Origin of the sequence: Ensifer sp. Root31 (genome assembly GCF_001424825.1) — a bacterium.
Taxonomy (GTDB): domain Bacteria; phylum Pseudomonadota; class Alphaproteobacteria; order Rhizobiales; family Rhizobiaceae; genus Ensifer; species Ensifer canadensis.
The window spans coordinates 152209-169501 of the sequence record NZ_LMCO01000056.1 but is presented as its reverse complement, the minus strand read 5'-3'; the positions used below and the strand labels follow the sequence as shown (position 1 = coordinate 169501).

14 protein-coding genes are annotated in these 17293 nt (G+C 62.4%); 1 reads left to right on the top strand and 13 read right to left on the bottom strand.

The window, feature by feature from the left end:
• Positions 1-30: 30 nt before the first annotated feature.
• The 9 genes from ASD00_RS32285 to aqpZ all read right to left on the bottom strand — a co-directional run bounded on the left by ASD00_RS32285 (position 31) and on the right by aqpZ (position 11289).
• A complete protein-coding gene (locus ASD00_RS32285; protein WP_025427714.1) occupies positions 31-993 on the bottom strand; it encodes a hypothetical protein in 963 nt (320 codons plus the stop codon).
• 83 nt (positions 994-1076) lie between these two features.
• Positions 1077-2750, bottom strand: coding sequence for a DNA repair protein RecN (recN, locus tag ASD00_RS32280; protein WP_025427715.1), 1674 nt, complete (start codon positions 2748-2750; stop codon positions 1077-1079).
• 20 nt (positions 2751-2770) lie between these two features.
• On the bottom strand, positions 2771-3637 hold the full coding sequence (locus ASD00_RS32275; RefSeq protein WP_025427716.1) for an outer membrane protein assembly factor BamD: 867 nt from the start codon (positions 3635-3637) through the stop codon (positions 2771-2773).
• A 172-nt stretch (positions 3638-3809) separates the two neighbouring features.
• On the bottom strand, positions 3810-4763 hold the full coding sequence (gene lpxC, locus ASD00_RS32270) for a UDP-3-O-acyl-N-acetylglucosamine deacetylase (protein WP_025427717.1): 954 nt from the start codon (positions 4761-4763) through the stop codon (positions 3810-3812).
• Positions 4764-5100: 337 nt separating this feature from the next.
• Positions 5101-6870 carry a cell division protein FtsZ gene (gene ftsZ / locus ASD00_RS32265; protein WP_057211125.1) on the bottom strand — a complete coding sequence of 590 codons (1770 nt, stop codon included), beginning with the start codon at positions 6868-6870 and terminating at the stop codon, positions 5101-5103.
• Between the two features lie 207 nt (positions 6871-7077).
• Complete coding sequence (ftsA, locus tag ASD00_RS32260; protein ID WP_025427719.1) at positions 7078-8409, bottom strand: cell division protein FtsA; 1332 nt, start codon at positions 8407-8409, stop codon at positions 7078-7080.
• Positions 8406-9311, bottom strand: coding sequence for a cell division protein FtsQ (gene ftsQ / locus ASD00_RS32255; protein WP_225906334.1), 906 nt, complete (start codon positions 9309-9311; stop codon positions 8406-8408). The genes ftsA and ftsQ overlap by 4 nt, the downstream gene beginning before the upstream one ends.
• A 32-nt stretch (positions 9312-9343) precedes the next feature.
• Complete coding sequence (locus ASD00_RS32250) at positions 9344-10270, bottom strand: D-alanine--D-alanine ligase (protein ID WP_025427721.1); 927 nt, start codon at positions 10268-10270, stop codon at positions 9344-9346.
• Positions 10271-10602: 332 nt separating this feature from the next.
• Positions 10603-11289 (bottom strand): aquaporin Z, encoded by a 687-nt coding sequence (gene aqpZ / locus ASD00_RS32245; RefSeq protein ID WP_025427722.1) that lies wholly within the window; start codon positions 11287-11289, stop codon positions 10603-10605.
• A 323-nt stretch (positions 11290-11612) separates the two neighbouring features.
• Between aqpZ and ASD00_RS32240 the strand changes: the two genes are divergently transcribed.
• On the top strand, positions 11613-12923 hold the full coding sequence (locus ASD00_RS32240; RefSeq protein WP_057211123.1) for an MFS transporter: 1311 nt from the start codon (positions 11613-11615) through the stop codon (positions 12921-12923).
• 118 nt (positions 12924-13041) lie between these two features.
• On the opposite strand, the gene ASD00_RS32235 is transcribed toward ASD00_RS32240, so the two are convergent.
• The 4 genes from ASD00_RS32235 to murG all read right to left on the bottom strand — a co-directional run bounded on the left by ASD00_RS32235 (position 13042) and on the right by murG (position 17292).
• Entirely contained in the window at positions 13042-13338 is a 297-nt protein-coding gene (locus tag ASD00_RS32235) for a hypothetical protein (RefSeq protein ID WP_156585902.1), read from the bottom strand.
• Between the two features lie 446 nt (positions 13339-13784).
• A complete protein-coding gene (gene murB, locus ASD00_RS32230; protein WP_025427725.1) occupies positions 13785-14759 on the bottom strand; it encodes a UDP-N-acetylmuramate dehydrogenase in 975 nt (324 codons plus the stop codon).
• Positions 14760-14761: 2 nt separating this feature from the next.
• Complete coding sequence (gene murC, locus ASD00_RS32225; protein WP_025427726.1) at positions 14762-16171, bottom strand: UDP-N-acetylmuramate--L-alanine ligase; 1410 nt, start codon at positions 16169-16171, stop codon at positions 14762-14764.
• A complete protein-coding gene (murG, locus tag ASD00_RS32220) occupies positions 16168-17292 on the bottom strand; it encodes an undecaprenyldiphospho-muramoylpentapeptide beta-N-acetylglucosaminyltransferase (RefSeq protein WP_025427727.1) in 1125 nt (374 codons plus the stop codon). Before murG ends, murC begins: the two co-directional genes overlap by 4 nt.
• Between the last annotated feature and the right edge of the window lies 1 nt (position 17293).

Genomic DNA, 17293 nt, shown 5'->3' with positions numbered 1-17293 from the left:
AAAAGAGCGGCCGTTATCGGTCTCCCCTGATCATCCGGCCGGAGCGACACTTGGCTCGACGTCGGCGCAGCGGCGGATCTCCAACTCACACCAGCGCTCGTATCGCTTCTGGTAGCGCGCGCGTATCCCTTCCAAATCCTGCCGGTGGACGCCGCGTCTGGTGTAGATCCATTTGCCTTCCGCAAGGCCGCGCATGACGCGACCAACCGGATCGAGGCCGAACATTTTCAGGATGGCGGCGCCGCCCTTGTCCCAGCCGATGCCATAGAGGTCGATACCTTCGGGCGGAAACTCCTGGTACTCCAGGATCGCCGACACCGTCGCCCAGACGAGGATGCCGTTCTGCCGCCGGCGTTCGCTGCGCATGGAATCGAGCAGGTAGCTGAGATTGAGGATGGTAGCGAGATAGACCACCTTGGCCTTGCGCGCCTTCGGATGGACAAGCAACCCGTTGGCAAGCAGGTCGTCGAAGCCATAGTCACCTTGCAGGAACAGCTTGAAGTGCTTCTTCTCGAAGGCGTAGTAGTCGGTGAAACCGTAGATATTGTCGTCGGAGTCCTGCAGGCAGATCAGGCTGTAGGGATCGGAGAAGAAGGCTTTCATATCCTCCTCCGGATCGATCGCGTCGCTCTGAAAGACGTCCTGCGCCTTGCGGATGACATCATAGGCAACCGCCGTCGATGGCGGGACACGCACCAGGTACGGGCGGTCATCCTCAGCGCTGGAGCGCAGAAACCCGAGCGGTGCGGCGCCATCGTCCTTCTCGTCCGGCAGTTCGATGCTGCGCGCGCCGCGAAGTCGCGCGACCAGATAGGGGATGAGCGCCGTGCCGGCCACCACCGCCAGGATGCCGATCACCCCCAGCTGTTTGTTGGCTTCCTTCATCGTCAGGATGTAGCCGACGAAGGCGAGAGAATAGAGCAGGATCAGTTCCGGATGCTTGCGCATCTGGTCCAGTCGAAGCTGAATTCGCTGCTGGAGCTGTTCCCACATGCCAAAGCTCGCATATCCGCGCAACGCCTAATAAAGACACGCGCTCGACCGGGAGACAACTTGGCGAGAAGGCGTAGCGGGCACTAACCGTTGCCGGAAAGCAATCGGGCGGCGGCCGCCCTCGCCTCTTCGGTGATCGAGGCACCGGCGAGCATGCGGGCGATTTCCTCGGTGCGGGCCTTGTCGTCCATTCGGGCGACGCGGGTCGAGATCATCTCGGCCTTTTCGGTCGATGGTCCCTTGGAGATCAGCAGATGCGTCGCCGCGCGTGCGGCAACCTGCGGCGCATGGGTGACCGAAAGCACCTGCACCGTGCCGGAAAGGCGCTTCAGTCGCTGGCCGATGGCATCCGCGACCGCGCCACCGACTCCGGTGTCGATTTCGTCGAAGACGAGGGTCGGCGCCGAGCCGCGGTCGGCAAGCGCCACCTTCAGCGCCAGCAGGAAGCGCGAAAGTTCGCCGCCCGAAGCCACCTTCATGATCGGCCCCGGCCGGGTGCCCGGATTGGTCTGGACATGGAATTCGACCAGATCGATGCCGTCGACGGTCGGCTGGGCCGCATCGCTCTGCACTTCGACCATGAAGCGGGCACGTTCGAGCTTCAGCGCCGGCAGCTCGGCCATGACTGCAGCAGACAGCGCCGACGCCGTGTTCTGTCGCTTGTCGGACAAGGTGCGCGCCGCAGCGTCGAAAGCCACCCGTGCCGCAACAACCTGCATGTCGAGTTGCTTCAGCTTCTCCTCGCCGGCATCGAGGTCGGCCAGGTCGGAAATCATCCGCACCGCCAGCGCCGGAAGCTCGGCGACCGGCACGGAATATTTTCGGCTGGCGCCACGAAGCGCAAACAGGCGCTCCTCCACCCGCTCCAATTCCTTCGGGTCGAATTCGGTGTTGCGCAGCGCTCGCTCGACGGCCATTTGCGCATCCGAAAGCTGGTTCAGCGCGGCATCCAAGAGCTCGACGGTTTCTTCCAGCAGCCCCGGCGCCTCATGGCTCTTGCGCTCCAGCCGGCGCACCAGCGAGGCAATCAATGGAACCGGCGAGCCGTTGCCGTTGAGAAATTCGGAGGCTTCGTTGATGTCGCCGGCGATCCGCTCGGACTTCATCATCCGCGCGCGCTTTTCGGCAAGCTCGTCCTCTTCGCCATCGCGCGGGCTGAGCTTTTCCAGTTCTTCGACAGAGGAGCGCAGATAGTCCGCTTCGCGTGCTGCCGCCTCGACGCGCTCGCGATGCTTCTTCAGTCCGCGTTCGGCATCTTTCCAGGCGCGGTAGAGGCCGGAGACCTGCTCTGCCTCGTCGGTCGTGCCGCCAAAGGCGTCGAGAAGCGTGCGGTGCGCGTCGATATCGACAAGCGCGCGGTCGTCATGCTGCCCGTGGATTTCGACCAGTGTCTGGCCAAGTTGCCGCATCAATTGAACGCTGACCGGCTGATCGTTGACGAAAGCCTTGGTGCGGCCATCGGCCGACTGCACGCGACGGAAAATCAGATCGCCATCATCGTCGACGCCGTTGTCACGCAGCATCAGCCGTGCCGAGTGCCCCATCGGCACGTCGAAGACCGCCGTCACCTGGCCCTTGTCCGAGCCGTGACGCACGAGCGAGCCGTCGCCGCGCCCGCCAAGGGCCAGCGACAGGCTGTCGAGCAGGATCGATTTTCCGGCACCTGTCTCACCGGTCAACACGGACAGGCCGGCCTCGAACGCCAGATCAAGCCGTTCAATCAGGACGATATCGCGGATCGAGATCTGGGCGAGCATCCGGGGTCAAATCTTCCGTGTCAGGCGCCGATCAGCTTCTTGCCTGCGCGCGCAATCCAGGAATTGCCGCTTTCGCGAGGCTCGAGGCCACCCGACTGCAACAGCTTGAAGGAATCACCATACCACTGGCTGTCCGGATAGTTGTGTCCGAGAACGGCGGCAGCGGTCTGCGCTTCGGAGGCCACGCCCATTGCGTAATAGGCTTCGACCAGACGGGCCAGTGCTTCTTCGACCTGGTTGGTATTGGGATACTTCTCGACGACGGTGCGGAAACGCGACACGGCGGCGAGGTATTCCTTGCGCTCGAGATAATAGCGGCCGACCTGCATTTCCTTGCCGGCGAGCTGGTCGCGGGCAAAGCGGATCTTCGCCTGGGCATCCTCGACATATTGCGAGTCCGGATACTTGTCGACGACGGCCTGCATCGCCTCGATCGCCTTAAAGGCCGGCTTCTGGTCCTGCGTCACGCCCGGGATCTGCTTGGTATAGGCAAGCCCCTGAATGTACTGCGCATAGGCCGCATCTTCCGACTGCGGATAGAGGTTCAGGTAGCGCCCGGTGGAATTGATCGCCTCCTGGTACTGGCCGTTGCGATAGCTGACGAAGGCGTTCATCACGAGCGCCTTGCGCGCGTATTCGGAGAAAGGATGCTGCCGGTCGAGCGCTTCGAACTTGCGCGCCGCTTCCGTGGTCTTGCCGGCATTGAGGTTGGCGAGACCCTGGTTGTACAGCACCTCCGGCGGATCGGTCTCGGCCGTCAGCTTGGTGATGTCGATATCGGGATCGTTCTGGCAGGCGGTAATCAGGGCGCTGCCGGCAACGGCCGCGACTACCACGGCGAACACACGCGCTGACTTTTTCAAATCAACAGAAACTGCAAGAACCATCGGATATTCCCGTTCCATTCTGCGGGCATCGACCCCGCCAGACATGCGCTTTTAGAGCAAGTTGCCTCAATGCCGCAACGTCATGATCGGTGATTCATGCAAATTTATGGCGGCGCCGACATGAAAATGCCGGCCTTTCGGCCGGCGACTGGAGGAGAGTGTCTTTTTGTTGTTATGCGGACCAGGGCGCGAAGCCCGGAACTGCAACCGCAACCATGTCGCGCGCACGGGTGCGCTGACGTGGCGTGGCGGTTTCGACGACCTCGTAGGCCGAGGGATCACTGAGCAGAGCCTTGAGCACATTTGCGTTCATCTTGTGACCACCGCGATAAGAACGGTAGCAGCCGATAAACGGTGCGCCGGCAAGCGAAAGGTCGCCAACGGCGTCGAGCGTCTTGTGGCGCACGAATTCGTCCGTATAGCGAAGGCCTTCGACATTGATGACCGAATCGTCATCGGAGATCACGACCGAGTTTTCCAGCGACGAGCCCAGCGCGTAGCCGGCAGCCCAGAGGCGCTCGACGTCGCGCATGAAGCCGAAGGTGCGGGCACGCGACAGTTCGCGCTTGAACACCGAAGGCGTCATGTCGCCCTTCCAGGCCTGGCGACCGATCAGCGGGCAGTCGAAATCGATCTCGACCTCGAAGCGCATACCGTCATAGGGCGTGAATTCCGACCAGGACGCACCTGATTCGATCCGCACCGGCTTGATCACGCGGATGTAACGACGCTTGACCGCCAGCGCGCGAACGCCCACCTGCTCGATCGCATCGATGAAGGGTTCGGAGCTGCCGTCCATGATCGGCATCTCGGCGCCATGAACCTCGATGGTGAGGTTGTCGAGGCCGAGCGCGTAGATGGCGGCCATCACATGCTCGATGGTTGCGATCGAGGTGGCCGGCGACATGCCGAGAACGGTGCAGAGATCGGTGTTGCCGACCTGCGAGGAAACCGCCTTGAACTCGCTCAGGCGGCCGTTGGCGAGAACGCGCTGGAAAACGATGCCCGCATCGGCTTCGGCCGGATGAAAGGTGATTTCCACCTCGGCGCCCGAATGAACGCCAATTCCCTTGAGCGTTACCGGGCTAGCAATCGTGGTCTGAAATCCGAGCAGTTCGATTCCCATTCTCGTCGTCACTTTCAATACCTATGGCCATAAGGCCCAAACATCAGGCGGATGCAGCGGTTTTCAGGGCGCAAGAAAGGCGCCCGAGAGTTTCGGCCCAAAGGCCGGAACTCTGCGTTTCGAACAGACAGCGCGTGATCGAATCGCATGCATCCCCAATTCCGAGCTTGAAAATAGTGGTTCTGAGGCACCATTCCAAATCACTGTTCGTTTCGTTTTGTTACGCATCTGTAACACGCCGTTCGACGCCGGCAACCTATTGAAAGAATGCTAGAAATACAAAAATGCCCGGGCGGTAGCCCGGGCATTCGGCAAGGTGAAGGAACGGGCCTTCAAATCAGTTCGATTGACGGCGCAGGAACGCCGGGATCTCGAGCTGATCATCTTCGTGCGAGCGCGCCTGCGGTGCGGCGCGACCGTGATCGTCAAGCTGGCCGCGACGCGGCGCATAGAGGCTGGCCTCCGGCGAAAGCGGACGGCGCTGCTGGGAAGCCGCACTCGGCGCACCGGCCGTCATGTCGGCGTTGACGCTGGGGCTTTCCCTTTCGCGCAGGCCGAGCGAGCTGGTGATGCGGTTGAGAAGACCCATCGGGCCGCGCTCTTCCTGCAACTGCGGCGCCGGCTGGGCGCGCTGGTCCATCTCGGCCTTTACGACGGGCGGGAAGTCCTCGACCTTCGGCATGCGAACCGGCTCGGCCTGCTGGCGCACCACCGGAGCGATCGGCTCCTGGCGCTGAACCGGCTGCGGCTGGACCTGTGCGTGAACCGGCATTTCGACCGGACGCTGAACTGGAGCCGGCTGGCGCATGACCGGAGCGGCTTCTACCGGTGCGGCACCGGCAAAGAGCTTGCTCTGGGGACGAAAGTCGTCGTGAGCCTGCTGCATCGGAGCCGGAGCCTGGGTGGCGGCGCGGGTTGCGATGTCGAGTTCGCGTTCCATTTCCGCTTCGCGGATCGCAAGCGCGATCTGGTCGACGGAGTTCTGCTGCTGCACCGGCTGGGCGACCGGCTGCTGGACCGGAGCGGGCTGGTGCTGGGGAACCGCCGGCTGCTGTGCCGGAATGGCTGCGGACGGACGGATGATCGGCTTCTGCGCTGCTACCGAACGAAAGTCGGCCGAACGACCGGCTACCTCCGCGGCCGTGCGATCGATACCGGTGGCAACGACCGATACGCGGATCAGGCCTTCAAGTTCTTCGTCGAACGTGGCGCCGAGGATGATGTTGGCGTCCGGATCGACTTCTTCGCGGATGCGGGTCGCAGCTTCGTCGAGTTCGAACAGGGTCAGGTCGCGACCACCGGTGATCGAGATCAAGAGGCCCTGTGCGCCCTTCATCGAGGTTTCGTCGAGCAGCGGGTTGGCGATCGCAGCTTCGGCAGCGGCCATTGCGCGGCCCTCGCCCGAGGCTTCGCCGGTGCCCATCATGGCGCGACCCATTTCGCGCATCACCGAGCGGACGTCGGCGAAGTCGAGGTTGATGAGGCCTTCCTTGACCATGAGGTCGGTGATGCAGGCAACACCCGAATAGAGGACCTGGTCGGCCATCGCGAACGCATCGGCAAACGTCGTGCGGTCATTGGCGATGCGGAAGAGGTTCTGGTTCGGGATGACGATCAGGGTGTCGACCGACTTCTGCAGTTCGGCGATGCCCTGGTCGGCGAGCCGCATGCGGCGCTGGCCTTCGAAATGGAAAGGCTTGGTGACGACGCCGACAGTCAGGATGCCCTTGTTGCGGGCGGCCTGCGCGACGATCGGGGCTGCACCGGTGCCGGTGCCGCCGCCCATGCCGGCGGTGACGAAGCACATGTGGGTGCCATGCAGGTGATCGATGATCTCATCAATGCACTCTTCAGCAGCCGCGCGGCCGACTTCCGGCTGCGAGCCGGCGCCCAGACCCTCGGTCACGGCGACACCCATCTGGATGACCCGTTCTGCCTTGGTCATGGTCAGCGCCTGCGCGTCGGTGTTGGCAACGACGAAGTCGACGCCTTCAAGACCCGCTGTGATCATGTTGTTGACGGCATTGCCGCCGCCGCCGCCAACACCAAAGACGGTGATGCGGGGCTTCAGCTCCGTGATATCCGGCTTCTGCAAGTTGATAGTCATAGTACCCGTTCCTTCTGTTTTCTGGCCGCCTTGCCGAGCCGACCAAATCCTTGAAATTCCAACTTTGTCTTCGTCCAGCATCGTCCCTGTTCGGTGCCGGCCGTACTCCGCGCATAACCCCGAAAATCGTCTGCGATTTTCGGAAAGGCTTATGCACGTCACAAACCTTAGAGCGCGCTTTGCACGTCCATCCGGACGCGCGGCGCTCTAAAAACTTTCCTTCAGCCACTGGCCCATGCGGGCGATGCGGCCGTTGCCGTTGCCGATCGACGAGAACATGCCGCCCTGGGCCGCATGCGTTTCGAGGTCGGCGACCTGCGGATAGATCATCAGACCGACGGCCGTGGAGAACGCCGGTCCCTTGGCAGCAGCCGGCAGCCCGGAAACTCCGAGCGGACGGCCGATACGAACATTGCGCGCCAGGATGCGGCGTGCCGCTTCCGGCAGGCCGGTCAACTGGCTGGCGCCACCCGTCAGCACGATGCGCTTGCCGACGATCGGGCTGAAGCCCGAGCGCTGGATGCGGTCGCGGATGAGCTCCAGCGTTTCCTCGATGCGGGCGCGTACGATCCGCGACACCAGAGCGCGCGGCACGTGGGTCGGCTGGTCGCGGTCGTCCTCGCCGATCGGCGGGACCGAGACGATGTCGCGCTCGTCGGCGCTGTTGGGCAGGGCCGAGCCGTGCACGACCTTCAGCCGTTCGGCGTCTTCGATGCGGGTCGAAAGACCGCGCGCCAGGTCCGTCGTCACATGGTGGCCGCCGAGGCTGACCGCGTCGGCGTGAACCAGCTTGCCCTCGGCAAAGACCGAGATCGTCGTCGTGCCGCCACCCATGTCGATCGCGGCGCAGCCGAGTTCGACTTCGTCATCGACAAGAGCCGCCAGACCGCTGGCATAGGGCGTCGCAACGATGCCCTCGACCGAGAGATGCGCTCGGTTGACGCAAAGTTCGAGATTCTTCAGCGCCGCCCGCTCCGCGGTCAGCACGTGCATGTCGACGCCGAGCACGTCGCCGAACATGGCGAGCGGATCGCGGATGCCGCGCTCGCCGTCGAGCGAGAAGCCAGTCGGCAGCGAATGCAGGATGGCGCGGTCGGAACGCAGCGATTGCTGGCCGGCGGCCGACAGCACTCTCTTCAGGTCGCTGGCATCGACTTCCTGGCCACCGAGGTCGATGGTCGCGGTATAGACGTCGCTCTGCAGGCGGCCTGCGGAAATGTTGACGATGAGGCTGTCGATGGTGAGGCCGGCCATGCGCTCGGCCGCATCGACGGCGAGCCGCACGACGCTTTCGACCGCATCGAGATCGGCGACGACGCCGTTCTTCACGCCGCGGGATTTCTGGTGGCCGATGCCGATGATCTCGACGCTATGCGTGCGGTTCGGCAGGATCTGGCTTTCGGCGCGCGGCGTCAGCCGGCCGATCATGCACACGATCTTCGTCGAGCCGATATCCAGCACCGAGACGACATGAGACCGCTTCGAAGAAAGCGGCTTCAGGCGCGGCAGGCCAAAGCTGGAGGAACCGAACAAACTCATATCCGCCCCTCTTTCTTTCTCTCCGTCTCCTGCGCCTTCAGCATCTTGTCCCTCGCCTTCAAGGCAACTTCGCGCCGGGTGACCGCATCCGGCGTCAATTGAACTGTGGTTCGATCTTCCAGCCGCAGATCGACTGCGGCGATGTCGCGCTCGAGCAGCTGGTGCTCGCTTTCCATCTCCGACAGAACCTTCATCGCACGGGCGACATCGTGTTCCGGCAGCTTGACGACGATGCCGTTGTCGAGGCGCAGATCCCAGCGACGGCCGGCGACGCGCACGAAGGCCCTCACCCGCGAGCGAATCTCCGGCCAGCGGGAAAACTCGTCGTAGAAATCGGCCGCTGCCGTCTCGGCGTCGCGGCCGACGAACAGCGGCAGGGCTGCAAACTTGTTGTCGCGCAGCGGCGCAATCGCGCTGCCGCTGCGCTCGATCAGCGACAGGTCGGAGCCGTGCTGCCAGATGCCAAAGGCCTTGCGCTCGGTGAGCGTGACTTCGATCGTGCTCGGATAGACCTTGCGAACCGTAACGCCCTGCACCCAGGGCAGTTCGGCGATCAGCTTGCGCGCTTCGATGATGTCGAGCGCCACCAGCGACGTCGTGCCGTCAAGGCCGAGCTGCTGCAGGATATCGATCTCGGAGGTCTGCTCGTTGCCGGAGACGCGCACGTCCTCGATGGCAAAGCCGGCCGCCGTCGTCGATGCCTGCGCGACGTTCTGTGTATGGCCGCCGAGCGACATGCCGTAAAAGCCGGTGGCGGCGAAAAACGCGACGGCAGCGATCGTGCCGGTATGGGCTGGAAAGCGGACGCGGCCGCTGCCGAGGCTGACCAGGAAGCGAACGGCCTTGCGAAGCGGCCGCGGCAGAACGCGTGCGCCATCCGCCTCGGCAGCAACTGCGCCCAGCGGGTCACGAACTCTCTTGCCCCTTTTGCCCCTTACCGCAAGCACGAAGCGTCCTCCACCATCCAAGTCAGAAACTCGCCAAAACCAAGGCCAGCATGCTGAGCCATCTCGGGCACCAGGGAGGTTGGGGTCATGCCGGGCTGGGTGTTGATTTCCAGCCAGATCAATTCGCCTTCACCGGAGGTACGGTCGTCGAAGCGAAAGTCGGATCGGCTGACGCCCCGGCAACCGATTGCCTGATGCGCCTTCAATGCGAGTGTTTGTATTTTTTGGTAAATATTTGGTGAAACCTGTGCCGGAATGACGTGTTGCGAGCCACCTTTTACGTATTTGGAATCATAATCGTAGAAGGCGTGGCCCTGCGGGATGATTTCGGTGACGCCAAGCGCCTTATCGCCCATGACGCCGCAGGTGAGTTCGCGGCCGGCGACATAACGTTCGACCATGATTCGGTCGCCATAACGCCACTCGCTCGAGGTAACGACCTGCGGCGGATGCGACTGATCTTCCTTGACGATGACGACGCCGAAGCTCGAGCCTTCGCTGACCGGCTTGACGACGTATGGCGGGCGCATCGGATGTTTCGGACCAAAGCCCCGGCGATCCATCACCAGCGCTTCGGCAACCGGAACACCGGCGGCGGCGGCCACGTGCTTGGCCTGCGCCTTGTCCATGGCGAGTGCGGAGGCCAGAACGCCAGAATGGGTGTAGGGAATTTCCAGATATTCAAGAATGCCCTGGATCGTGCCATCCTCGCCGAACGGACCGTGAAGGGCGTTGAAGGCGACGTCCGGGCGCAGCGCGGCCAGAACCGAAGCGACATCGCGCGCGACGTCTACACGCGTAACGCGGAAACCTTCCGCTTCCAGAGCATCGGCGCATGCAGCCCCGGACGACAGGCTCACCGGTCGCTCCGAAGAAAATCCGCCCATAAGGACAGCTACATGCTTGCCGTTCATTCATACCCCCGAAAATACGTCACTATCGCAACACTTGCTTGCGCCTGGCTGAATCCGGCAACGCGAGTCACCGGTGGCCATCGGAGGCACTAGAACGGCATTATAGTTAATGAACCGTTTACTTTTATTAACCTTAGTCGGGAAACGATCGGCAGCCGTGCTCGAAAACGTTGCGATTACAACGCTTTCTGGCACGAAATCAGCGCGTTGGCGCGGCCTGTTTACACAAAACACAAACCGCTAAAAAATGAAGGCCCCGCACCAATTCGGTGCGAGGCCTTAACGATTGGCGGTATTTTCGGCTTAACGATCAGTCGTTTTTGCCGAAGCGATTAATCGTCTTCACCGACGATTTTCCAGACGATTCCCGCGATCGCGGCGCCGACGATCGGAGCCAGCCAGAAGAGCCAAAGCTGCGAAAGCGCCCAGTCTCCAACGAATAGCGCCTGCCCTGTGGAGCGGGCCGGATTGACCGATGTGTTGGTGACCGGGATCGACACCAGATGGATCAGCGTCAACGCCAGGCCGATGGCGATCGGCGCAAAGCCTGAGGGCACGCGGCCATGGGTGGCACCGAGAATGATGAACAGGAAGAAGAAGGTCATCACCACTTCCATCACCAGCGCGGCCGTCAGCGAATAGCCGCCGGGCGAATGTTCGCCATAGCCATTGGCGGCAAAGTCGCCGAGCTGGAAGTCCGCCTTGCCGCTGGCGACGACGTAGAGCACGGCTGCAGCGACGATCGCGCCCAGCACCTGGGCGATGATGTAGCCGATGAGGCTGGAGGCTGGGAACTTGCCGGCAACGGTCAGACCAACAGAAACGGCCGGGTTGAAATGGCCGCCGGAAATGCCGCCGACGGCATAGGCCATGGTGAGAACGGTGAGGCCGAAGGCGAAGGAAACGCCGAGCAGGCCGATCCCAACAGCCGGAAACGCAGCCGCCAGCACCGCACTGCCGCAGCCGCCGAAAACGAGCCAGAATGTACCGAGAAATTCCGCAGAAAGCTTCTTGAACATGCATTCGCTCCCGAAAACCGAAGCTGATCGCTTCAATCGCCCAGAGTTTGCCACATTTTGATTCCGGTCAACCCCGGTTGTGACAGGGATGTCATCGCCCGCAAAACACGAAACCGCACGCCGGGCCTTCACTTGTCTGCCTATTTTAGGAGCAGCCGTGCCTATGATTCGCGCGAGCCATGCACCCTCGGAATAATGCTGCGCCACCCCTCGGATTCGTTCGCATTTCTTACGAATTCAGGGTTTCAACATGCGGAAACTTGCGTTAAGACGCCCCGACCGCCTCCCAAGACGGCATGACATCCATATCAGGAACGACAACAATGACAGACGCGACAACCTCCCTGTCGCCGAAGGATAGCGCGTTGCAGACGCCGGCAGTGAACTCCCCTGCCCGGGTGCTGTTCGCCAGCCTCGTCGGCACCACCATCGAATTCTTCGACTTCTACGTTTACGCCACCGCAGCGGTGCTCGTATTCCCGCATCTCTTCTTTCCGACGTCCGACCCGACATCGGCCATGCTGCAATCCTTCGCCACCTTCTCCATCGCCTTCTTCGCCCGCCCGTTCGGCGCAGTGATCTTCGGCCATTTCGGCGACAAGGTCGGCCGCAAGGCGACGCTGGTCGCAGCGCTGATGACCATGGGCATTTCCACCGTCGTCATTGGCCTCTTGCCGACCTACGCGTCGATCGGCGTCGCGGCCCCGCTCTTGCTCGCCCTTTGCCGCTTCGGCCAGGGCCTCGGCCTCGGTGGCGAATGGGGCGGCGCCGTGCTGCTCGCAACCGAGAACGCGCCCGAGGGCAAGCGCACATGGTATGCCATGTTCCCGCAGCTCGGCGCCCCGATCGGCTTCATCCTGTCGGCCGGTACCTTCCTCATCCTCGGCGAAGTCATGACAGATGAGGCCTTCCTCGCCTGGGGATGGCGCGTGCCCTTCATTGCCAGCATCCTGCTGGTTATCGTCGGCCTCTATGTCCGCCTGAAGATCACCGAGACGCCGGAATTCCAGAAGGCGATCGACAAGCACGAGCGCGTCCAGGTTCCGATCGCGCAGATCCTCCGGTTCCACAAGCGCAGCCTCGTGCTCGGCACCTTCGTGGCGCTTGCCACCTTCGTCTTGTTCTACCTGATGACGGTGTTCTCTTTGTCCTGGGGCACGGCCAAGCTCGGCTATTCGCGTGAGCAGTTCCTCGTCGTGCAGATGACCGGTGTCGTCTTCTTCGGCCTGATGATCCCGGTCTCGGGCATCCTGTCGGACCGCTACGGCCGCCGCCTGGTGCTGATCATCACCACCATCGGCATCGGCGCCTTCGGCCTGGTCATGGCACCGCTCATGGCCGGCGGTCTCGGCGGCGCCTTCCTGTTCTCCATCCTCGGCCTCGGCCTGATGGGGCTCACCTATGGTCCGATTGGCGCAGCACTCGCCGCCCCCTTCCCGACCTCGGTGCGTTATACCGGCGCGTCGATGACCTTCAACCTCGCCGGCATCTTCGGCGCGTCGCTCGCGCCCTACATCGCCACCTGGCTTGCGACCAACTACAGCCTCGACCATGTCGGCTACTATCTGCTGGGGGCCGCTGCGATCACGCTCGTTTGCCTGGTGCTGTCGACGGAAGAAGAGGTTTCGGCCTGATTTCTGTTGCGCCTCGCCACACACGCGGCCTGTTCCACAAAAAACGAAAGAGCCGCAGCGACAACGCTGCGGCTCTTTCCGTGGGCCAGTTCTGGTAGCCAAGTCTCCGACCAGTTGCCTAGTCCGAACTTGCTCCGATGAAGATAGTTGCAGTTGCATCCGTTCTGAAGAGAAACGCGAAGTCCCAAAACACGGGATAGGCGGGATGCCCGTTGCTAAGCCAGAAGGTCTCGATTGTTGCTGATGTCTTGACCATCGTGTCGACCTGCGCCTTGAGCAGCTCAACTAAGGAAGTGAATTGTCCGGATTTAAGTGCTGTACTTGATGGACCAGCGCTAGAGTCACCAACATACAGCACGGCTTCCATAACCTCCGGCCACACCGACCCACTTTGTACTTCTTCTATTCCGCCCAACACAGCTCCTGTCCCAACACCATCTGAACAATTGCAGTTGAATCTATCTGGCTCCCCAGTTGCACCTCGTACAACTTCAGAAAAACGGAATAATTTGTTGAACCAGCATTCAAAATGGCAGCGATTTTTCCCAGTGTTCCCTGATCCATTGTTAGTCCAGACGTTAGAGTATGCGGAAGTTAGCAGGTGCCAGCTTGGTTGCGGCACGTCATGACAAGTTGGCTTTAGCCCGCGACCCTCGTTGCCAGCAAGCTCTGATCTTGTCTCCCTGAATCCAATTTCCTGGATCCAGCCTCCGCGCAAAGATGCCGACCTGGACCCGTGGATGCGAGGATCAAGCCCAAGCATGACGGCGAGAGAAAGAGACTCCGGCTGAGGACGCCAGAAAAGCGAAAAGGGCCGCAGCGTTGCCGCTGCGGCCCTTCATAAAACTATTCCCATAAGCCTCAGGCGATGCCGCGGCCGAGGAATTCCTTGATCTCGTAGCCCGGCATGAAGGTACCGATGCGCTTGATTTCCCACTCCAGCCGAACACCGGAATGTTCGAGCACGCGGTTCCGCACGGTTTCGCCGAGATATTCGAGCTCGTAGCCCGTCGCCTGACCGGTGTTGATCATGAAGTTGCAATGCAGCGGCGACATCTGCGCGCTGCCAATCATCATGCCGCGGCAACCCGCTTCGTCGATCAGCTTCCAGGCCGAATGTCCCTCCGGGTTCTTGAAGGTCGATCCCCCCGTCTTTTCGCGAATCGGCTGCACGGTTTCGCGGTGCTGGCGCACGGCGTCCATGTCGGTGCGGATCTTGTTCTTGTCCTCGGGATAACCTTCGAAGATGGCGTGCGTGAAGATTAGGTCCTTAGCCGCCGCGGAATGGCGATAGCCATAGCCCATGTCGGCATTCGACAGCACATGCGTATTGCCCTGACGATCGACCGCGTGCACCTCGACGACGCGCTCGCGGGTCTCCGAGCCGTTGGCGCCGGCGTTCATGCGCAATGCGCCGCCGATCGCGCCAGGAATGCCGTAGTAGAAATAGAAGCCGCCGATGCCGTTATCGAGCGCCATCGCCGCAATGTTCTTGTCCGGGCAGATCGCGCCGGCCTTGATGCGGTTCTCGCCGACGAGTTCGAGATCGCCAAAACCCTTGGCCGAAAGCCGGATGACGACACCAGGAATGCCACCGTCACGAACCAAAAGGTTCGAGCCGACACCCATGACCATGACGGGTACATCAGCCGGAACCAGCTTCAGGAAGGTGATGAGATCGTCAGTGTCGTGCGGCTGGAACATCAGCTCGGCAAGACCGCCGGCGCGGAACCAGGTCACGCGATCCATCGGCGCATCGGGCGTGATGCGGCCGCGAACGGCGCTGACTCCGCTTCCGAGTGCTTCGAGTAGTTTCTGACCGTTGACCTGTTTCATGCTCAATTTCCTGAAATGTCTGCGAGTTCCCGTGGCAGGGCAGCGGCCCAGTAGGTGATGCTGCCAGCCCCCAAGAGAACCACAAAATCACCCGGCTGCGCAATCTTGCTGACAACCGGCGCGATTGTTTCGGGTCCGACCACATGCCGGGCGTCGCGATGACCGCCGGCCTTGATGCGGTTGACGAGCTCTTCGGCGTTGACGCCGTCGATCGCTTCCTCCCCGGCCGCATAGACAGGCGCGATCAGAACCGTGTCGGCGTCGTTGAAGCAGGCTGAAAAATCTTCGAACAGGCTCGCAAGGCGCGAGTAGCGGTGCGGCTGGTGCACGGCGATGATGCGGCCCTGGCATGCCTCGCGCGCCGCCTTGAGCACGGCCTTGATCTCGACCGGATGGTGGCCGTAGTCGTCATAGATGCGCACGCCGTTCCAGTCGCCGGTAAAGGTGAAGCGCCGCTTGACGCCGCCGAAGGAGGCAAGCCCCTTGGCGATCGCCTCGGGGCTGACGCCGAGGCGCTGGGCGACCGCGATCGCGGCCGTGGCGTTCGACACATTGTGGCGGCCGGGCATCGGCAGGCGCAGATCCTTCATCGAGATCACCTGGCCGGTGCGGCGACGGCGGATCTCGATATCGAAGACGGAAGTGGCACCGTCCATGCGGATGTTGAGGAAACGAACGTCGGCCTGCGGGTTTTCGCCGTAGGTGATGACCTTGCGGTCCTCGATCTTGCTGACCATGGTCTGCACTTCGGGGTGATCGAGGCAGAGCACGCCGAAACCGTAGAATGGCACGTTCTCGACGAACTGGCGGAACGCGGCGCGCACGGCGTCGAAATTGCCGTAGTGGTCGAGATGCTCAGGGTCGATGTTGGTGACGACGGCGACATCGGCAGGCAGCTTGAGGAAGGTGCCGTCGGACTCGTCGGCCTCGACCACCATCCACTTGCCCTCACCCATGCGGGCATTGGTGCCGTAGGCATTGATGATGCCGCCGTTGATGACGGTCGGGTCGAGCCCACCGGCATCGAGAAGGGCAGCAACCATCGAGGTCGTCGTCGTCTTGCCGTGGGTGCCGCCGATGGCGATCGCATTGCGGAAGCGCATCAGCTCGGCCAGCATCTCGGCGCGGCGCACGACCGGCAGCAGTTTTTCACGGGCGGCGATCAGTTCGGGATTGTCCTTCTTGATCGCGGTCGACACGACGACCACTTCGGCATCGCCGATGTTCTCGGCCTTGTGGCCGACGTAGACCTCGATGCCCTTTTCGCGCAGCCGCTGGACATTGGCGCTATCAGACTGATCGGAGCCCTGCACCCGGTGACCGAGATTGTGCAGCACCTCGGCAATACCGCTCATGCCGATACCGCCGATACCGATAAAATGAACCAGACCGATCGTCTTCGGCATTTTCATGAGCGCTTTTCCTTGAATGTCTCGACTGTCAAACCGCTGGCAATAGCCTCTACCATCGATGCAAGCAAGCGCGCGGCGTCCGGCTTTCCGGTTTCGCGCGCATTGGCGGCCATCTGCGCCAGCGATTGTGGATTGGCCATGGCCTCAGCAAGAATGCCGGCAAGGCGCTCGGCGGTCAGCTCCGCCTGGGCGATCACCTTTGCGCCGCCCTTGGCGGCAATCGCCGCGGCATTGGCCGCCTGATCGTGATCGAGCGCATAAGGATAGGGAACGAGGATCGCCGGCCGGCCGATGACCGCAAGCTCGGAAACCGTCGAGGCGCCCGAGCGGCAGATGACCAGCTGGGCGCCGGCGATGCGCTCGGCCATATCGGTGAAGAACGGCGAGACCTCGGCGGGAACGCCGAGCTTCTCATAGGTGGCGATGACGCCGTCGCGATCTTCCGGACGCGCCTGCTGCGTCACCGTCAGCCGCTGGCGAAGTGCGTCGTCGAGACGGCAGATCGCCTGGGGGATCGCCTTCGAGAAATATTGCGCGCCCTGGCTACCGCCGAAGACGACGAGATGGAACGGCGCTTCGCCCGCCGCCGCGACATAAGGCACCTTGGCAGCATCGAGCACGGCCGGACGCACCGGGTTGCCCGTCGTCACCGTCTTGGCGGCAAAGGTACCGGTGCCCTCGGGCAGGAAGCCGCCGGCGATCGCCTTGACGCGGGAGGCGAGCGCCTTGTTGGCACGACCCATGACAGCGTTCTGTTCATGGATCATCGACGGCACGCCCATGCCGGTTGCCGCCAGCAGCGGCGGCACGGTCGGGTAGCCGCCGAAACCGACGACGGCCTTCGGCCGCAGCCGGGCGATCAGCCGGCGCGCGGCACGCATGCCGGTCCAGAGCGTCCACAGCGAGCGCACGACATGAATGGGGTTCTTCGAGCCGATGGTTGCCGACGGCACCACATGCACCTCGTCTGCCGGGAACTTGCCGGCGAAACGCTCGGCGCGACTGTCGGTCACCAGATGCACCGAATAGCCGTTGGCCTTCAGCTCATGGGCGAGCGCCTCGGCCGGGAACAGATGGCCGCCGGTACCCCCGGCGGCAAGAAGGATAATGCCTTTGGTCATT

Bases quoted from the DNA above. Each gene is read 5' to 3' on its own strand.
- ASD00_RS32285 (WP_025427714.1), bottom strand. From the start codon at position 993: ATGTGGGAACAGCTCCAGCAGCGAATTCAGCTTCGACTGGACCAGATG.
- recN (WP_025427715.1), bottom strand. From the start codon at position 2,750: ATGCTCGCCCAGATCTCGATCCGCGATATCGTCCTGATTGAACGGCTT.
- ASD00_RS32275 (WP_025427716.1), bottom strand. From the start codon at position 3,637: ATGGTTCTTGCAGTTTCTGTTGATTTGAAAAAGTCAGCGCGTGTGTTC.
- lpxC (WP_025427717.1), bottom strand. From the start codon at position 4,763: ATGGGAATCGAACTGCTCGGATTTCAGACCACGATTGCTAGCCCGGTA.
- ftsZ (WP_057211125.1), bottom strand. From the start codon at position 6,870: ATGACTATCAACTTGCAGAAGCCGGATATCACGGAGCTGAAGCCCCGC.
- ftsA (WP_025427719.1), bottom strand. From the start codon at position 8,409: ATGAGTTTGTTCGGTTCCTCCAGCTTTGGCCTGCCGCGCCTGAAGCCG.
- ASD00_RS32250 (WP_025427721.1), bottom strand. From the start codon at position 10,270: ATGAACGGCAAGCATGTAGCTGTCCTTATGGGCGGATTTTCTTCGGAG.
- aqpZ (WP_025427722.1), bottom strand. From the start codon at position 11,289: ATGTTCAAGAAGCTTTCTGCGGAATTTCTCGGTACATTCTGGCTCGTT.
- ASD00_RS32240 (WP_057211123.1), top strand. From the start codon at position 11,613: ATGACAGACGCGACAACCTCCCTGTCGCCGAAGGATAGCGCGTTGCAG.
- murB (WP_025427725.1), bottom strand. From the start codon at position 14,759: ATGAAACAGGTCAACGGTCAGAAACTACTCGAAGCACTCGGAAGCGGA.
- murC (WP_025427726.1), bottom strand. From the start codon at position 16,171: ATGAAAATGCCGAAGACGATCGGTCTGGTTCATTTTATCGGTATCGGC.
- murG (WP_025427727.1), bottom strand. From the start codon at position 17,292: ATGACCAAAGGCATTATCCTTCTTGCCGCCGGGGGTACCGGCGGCCAT.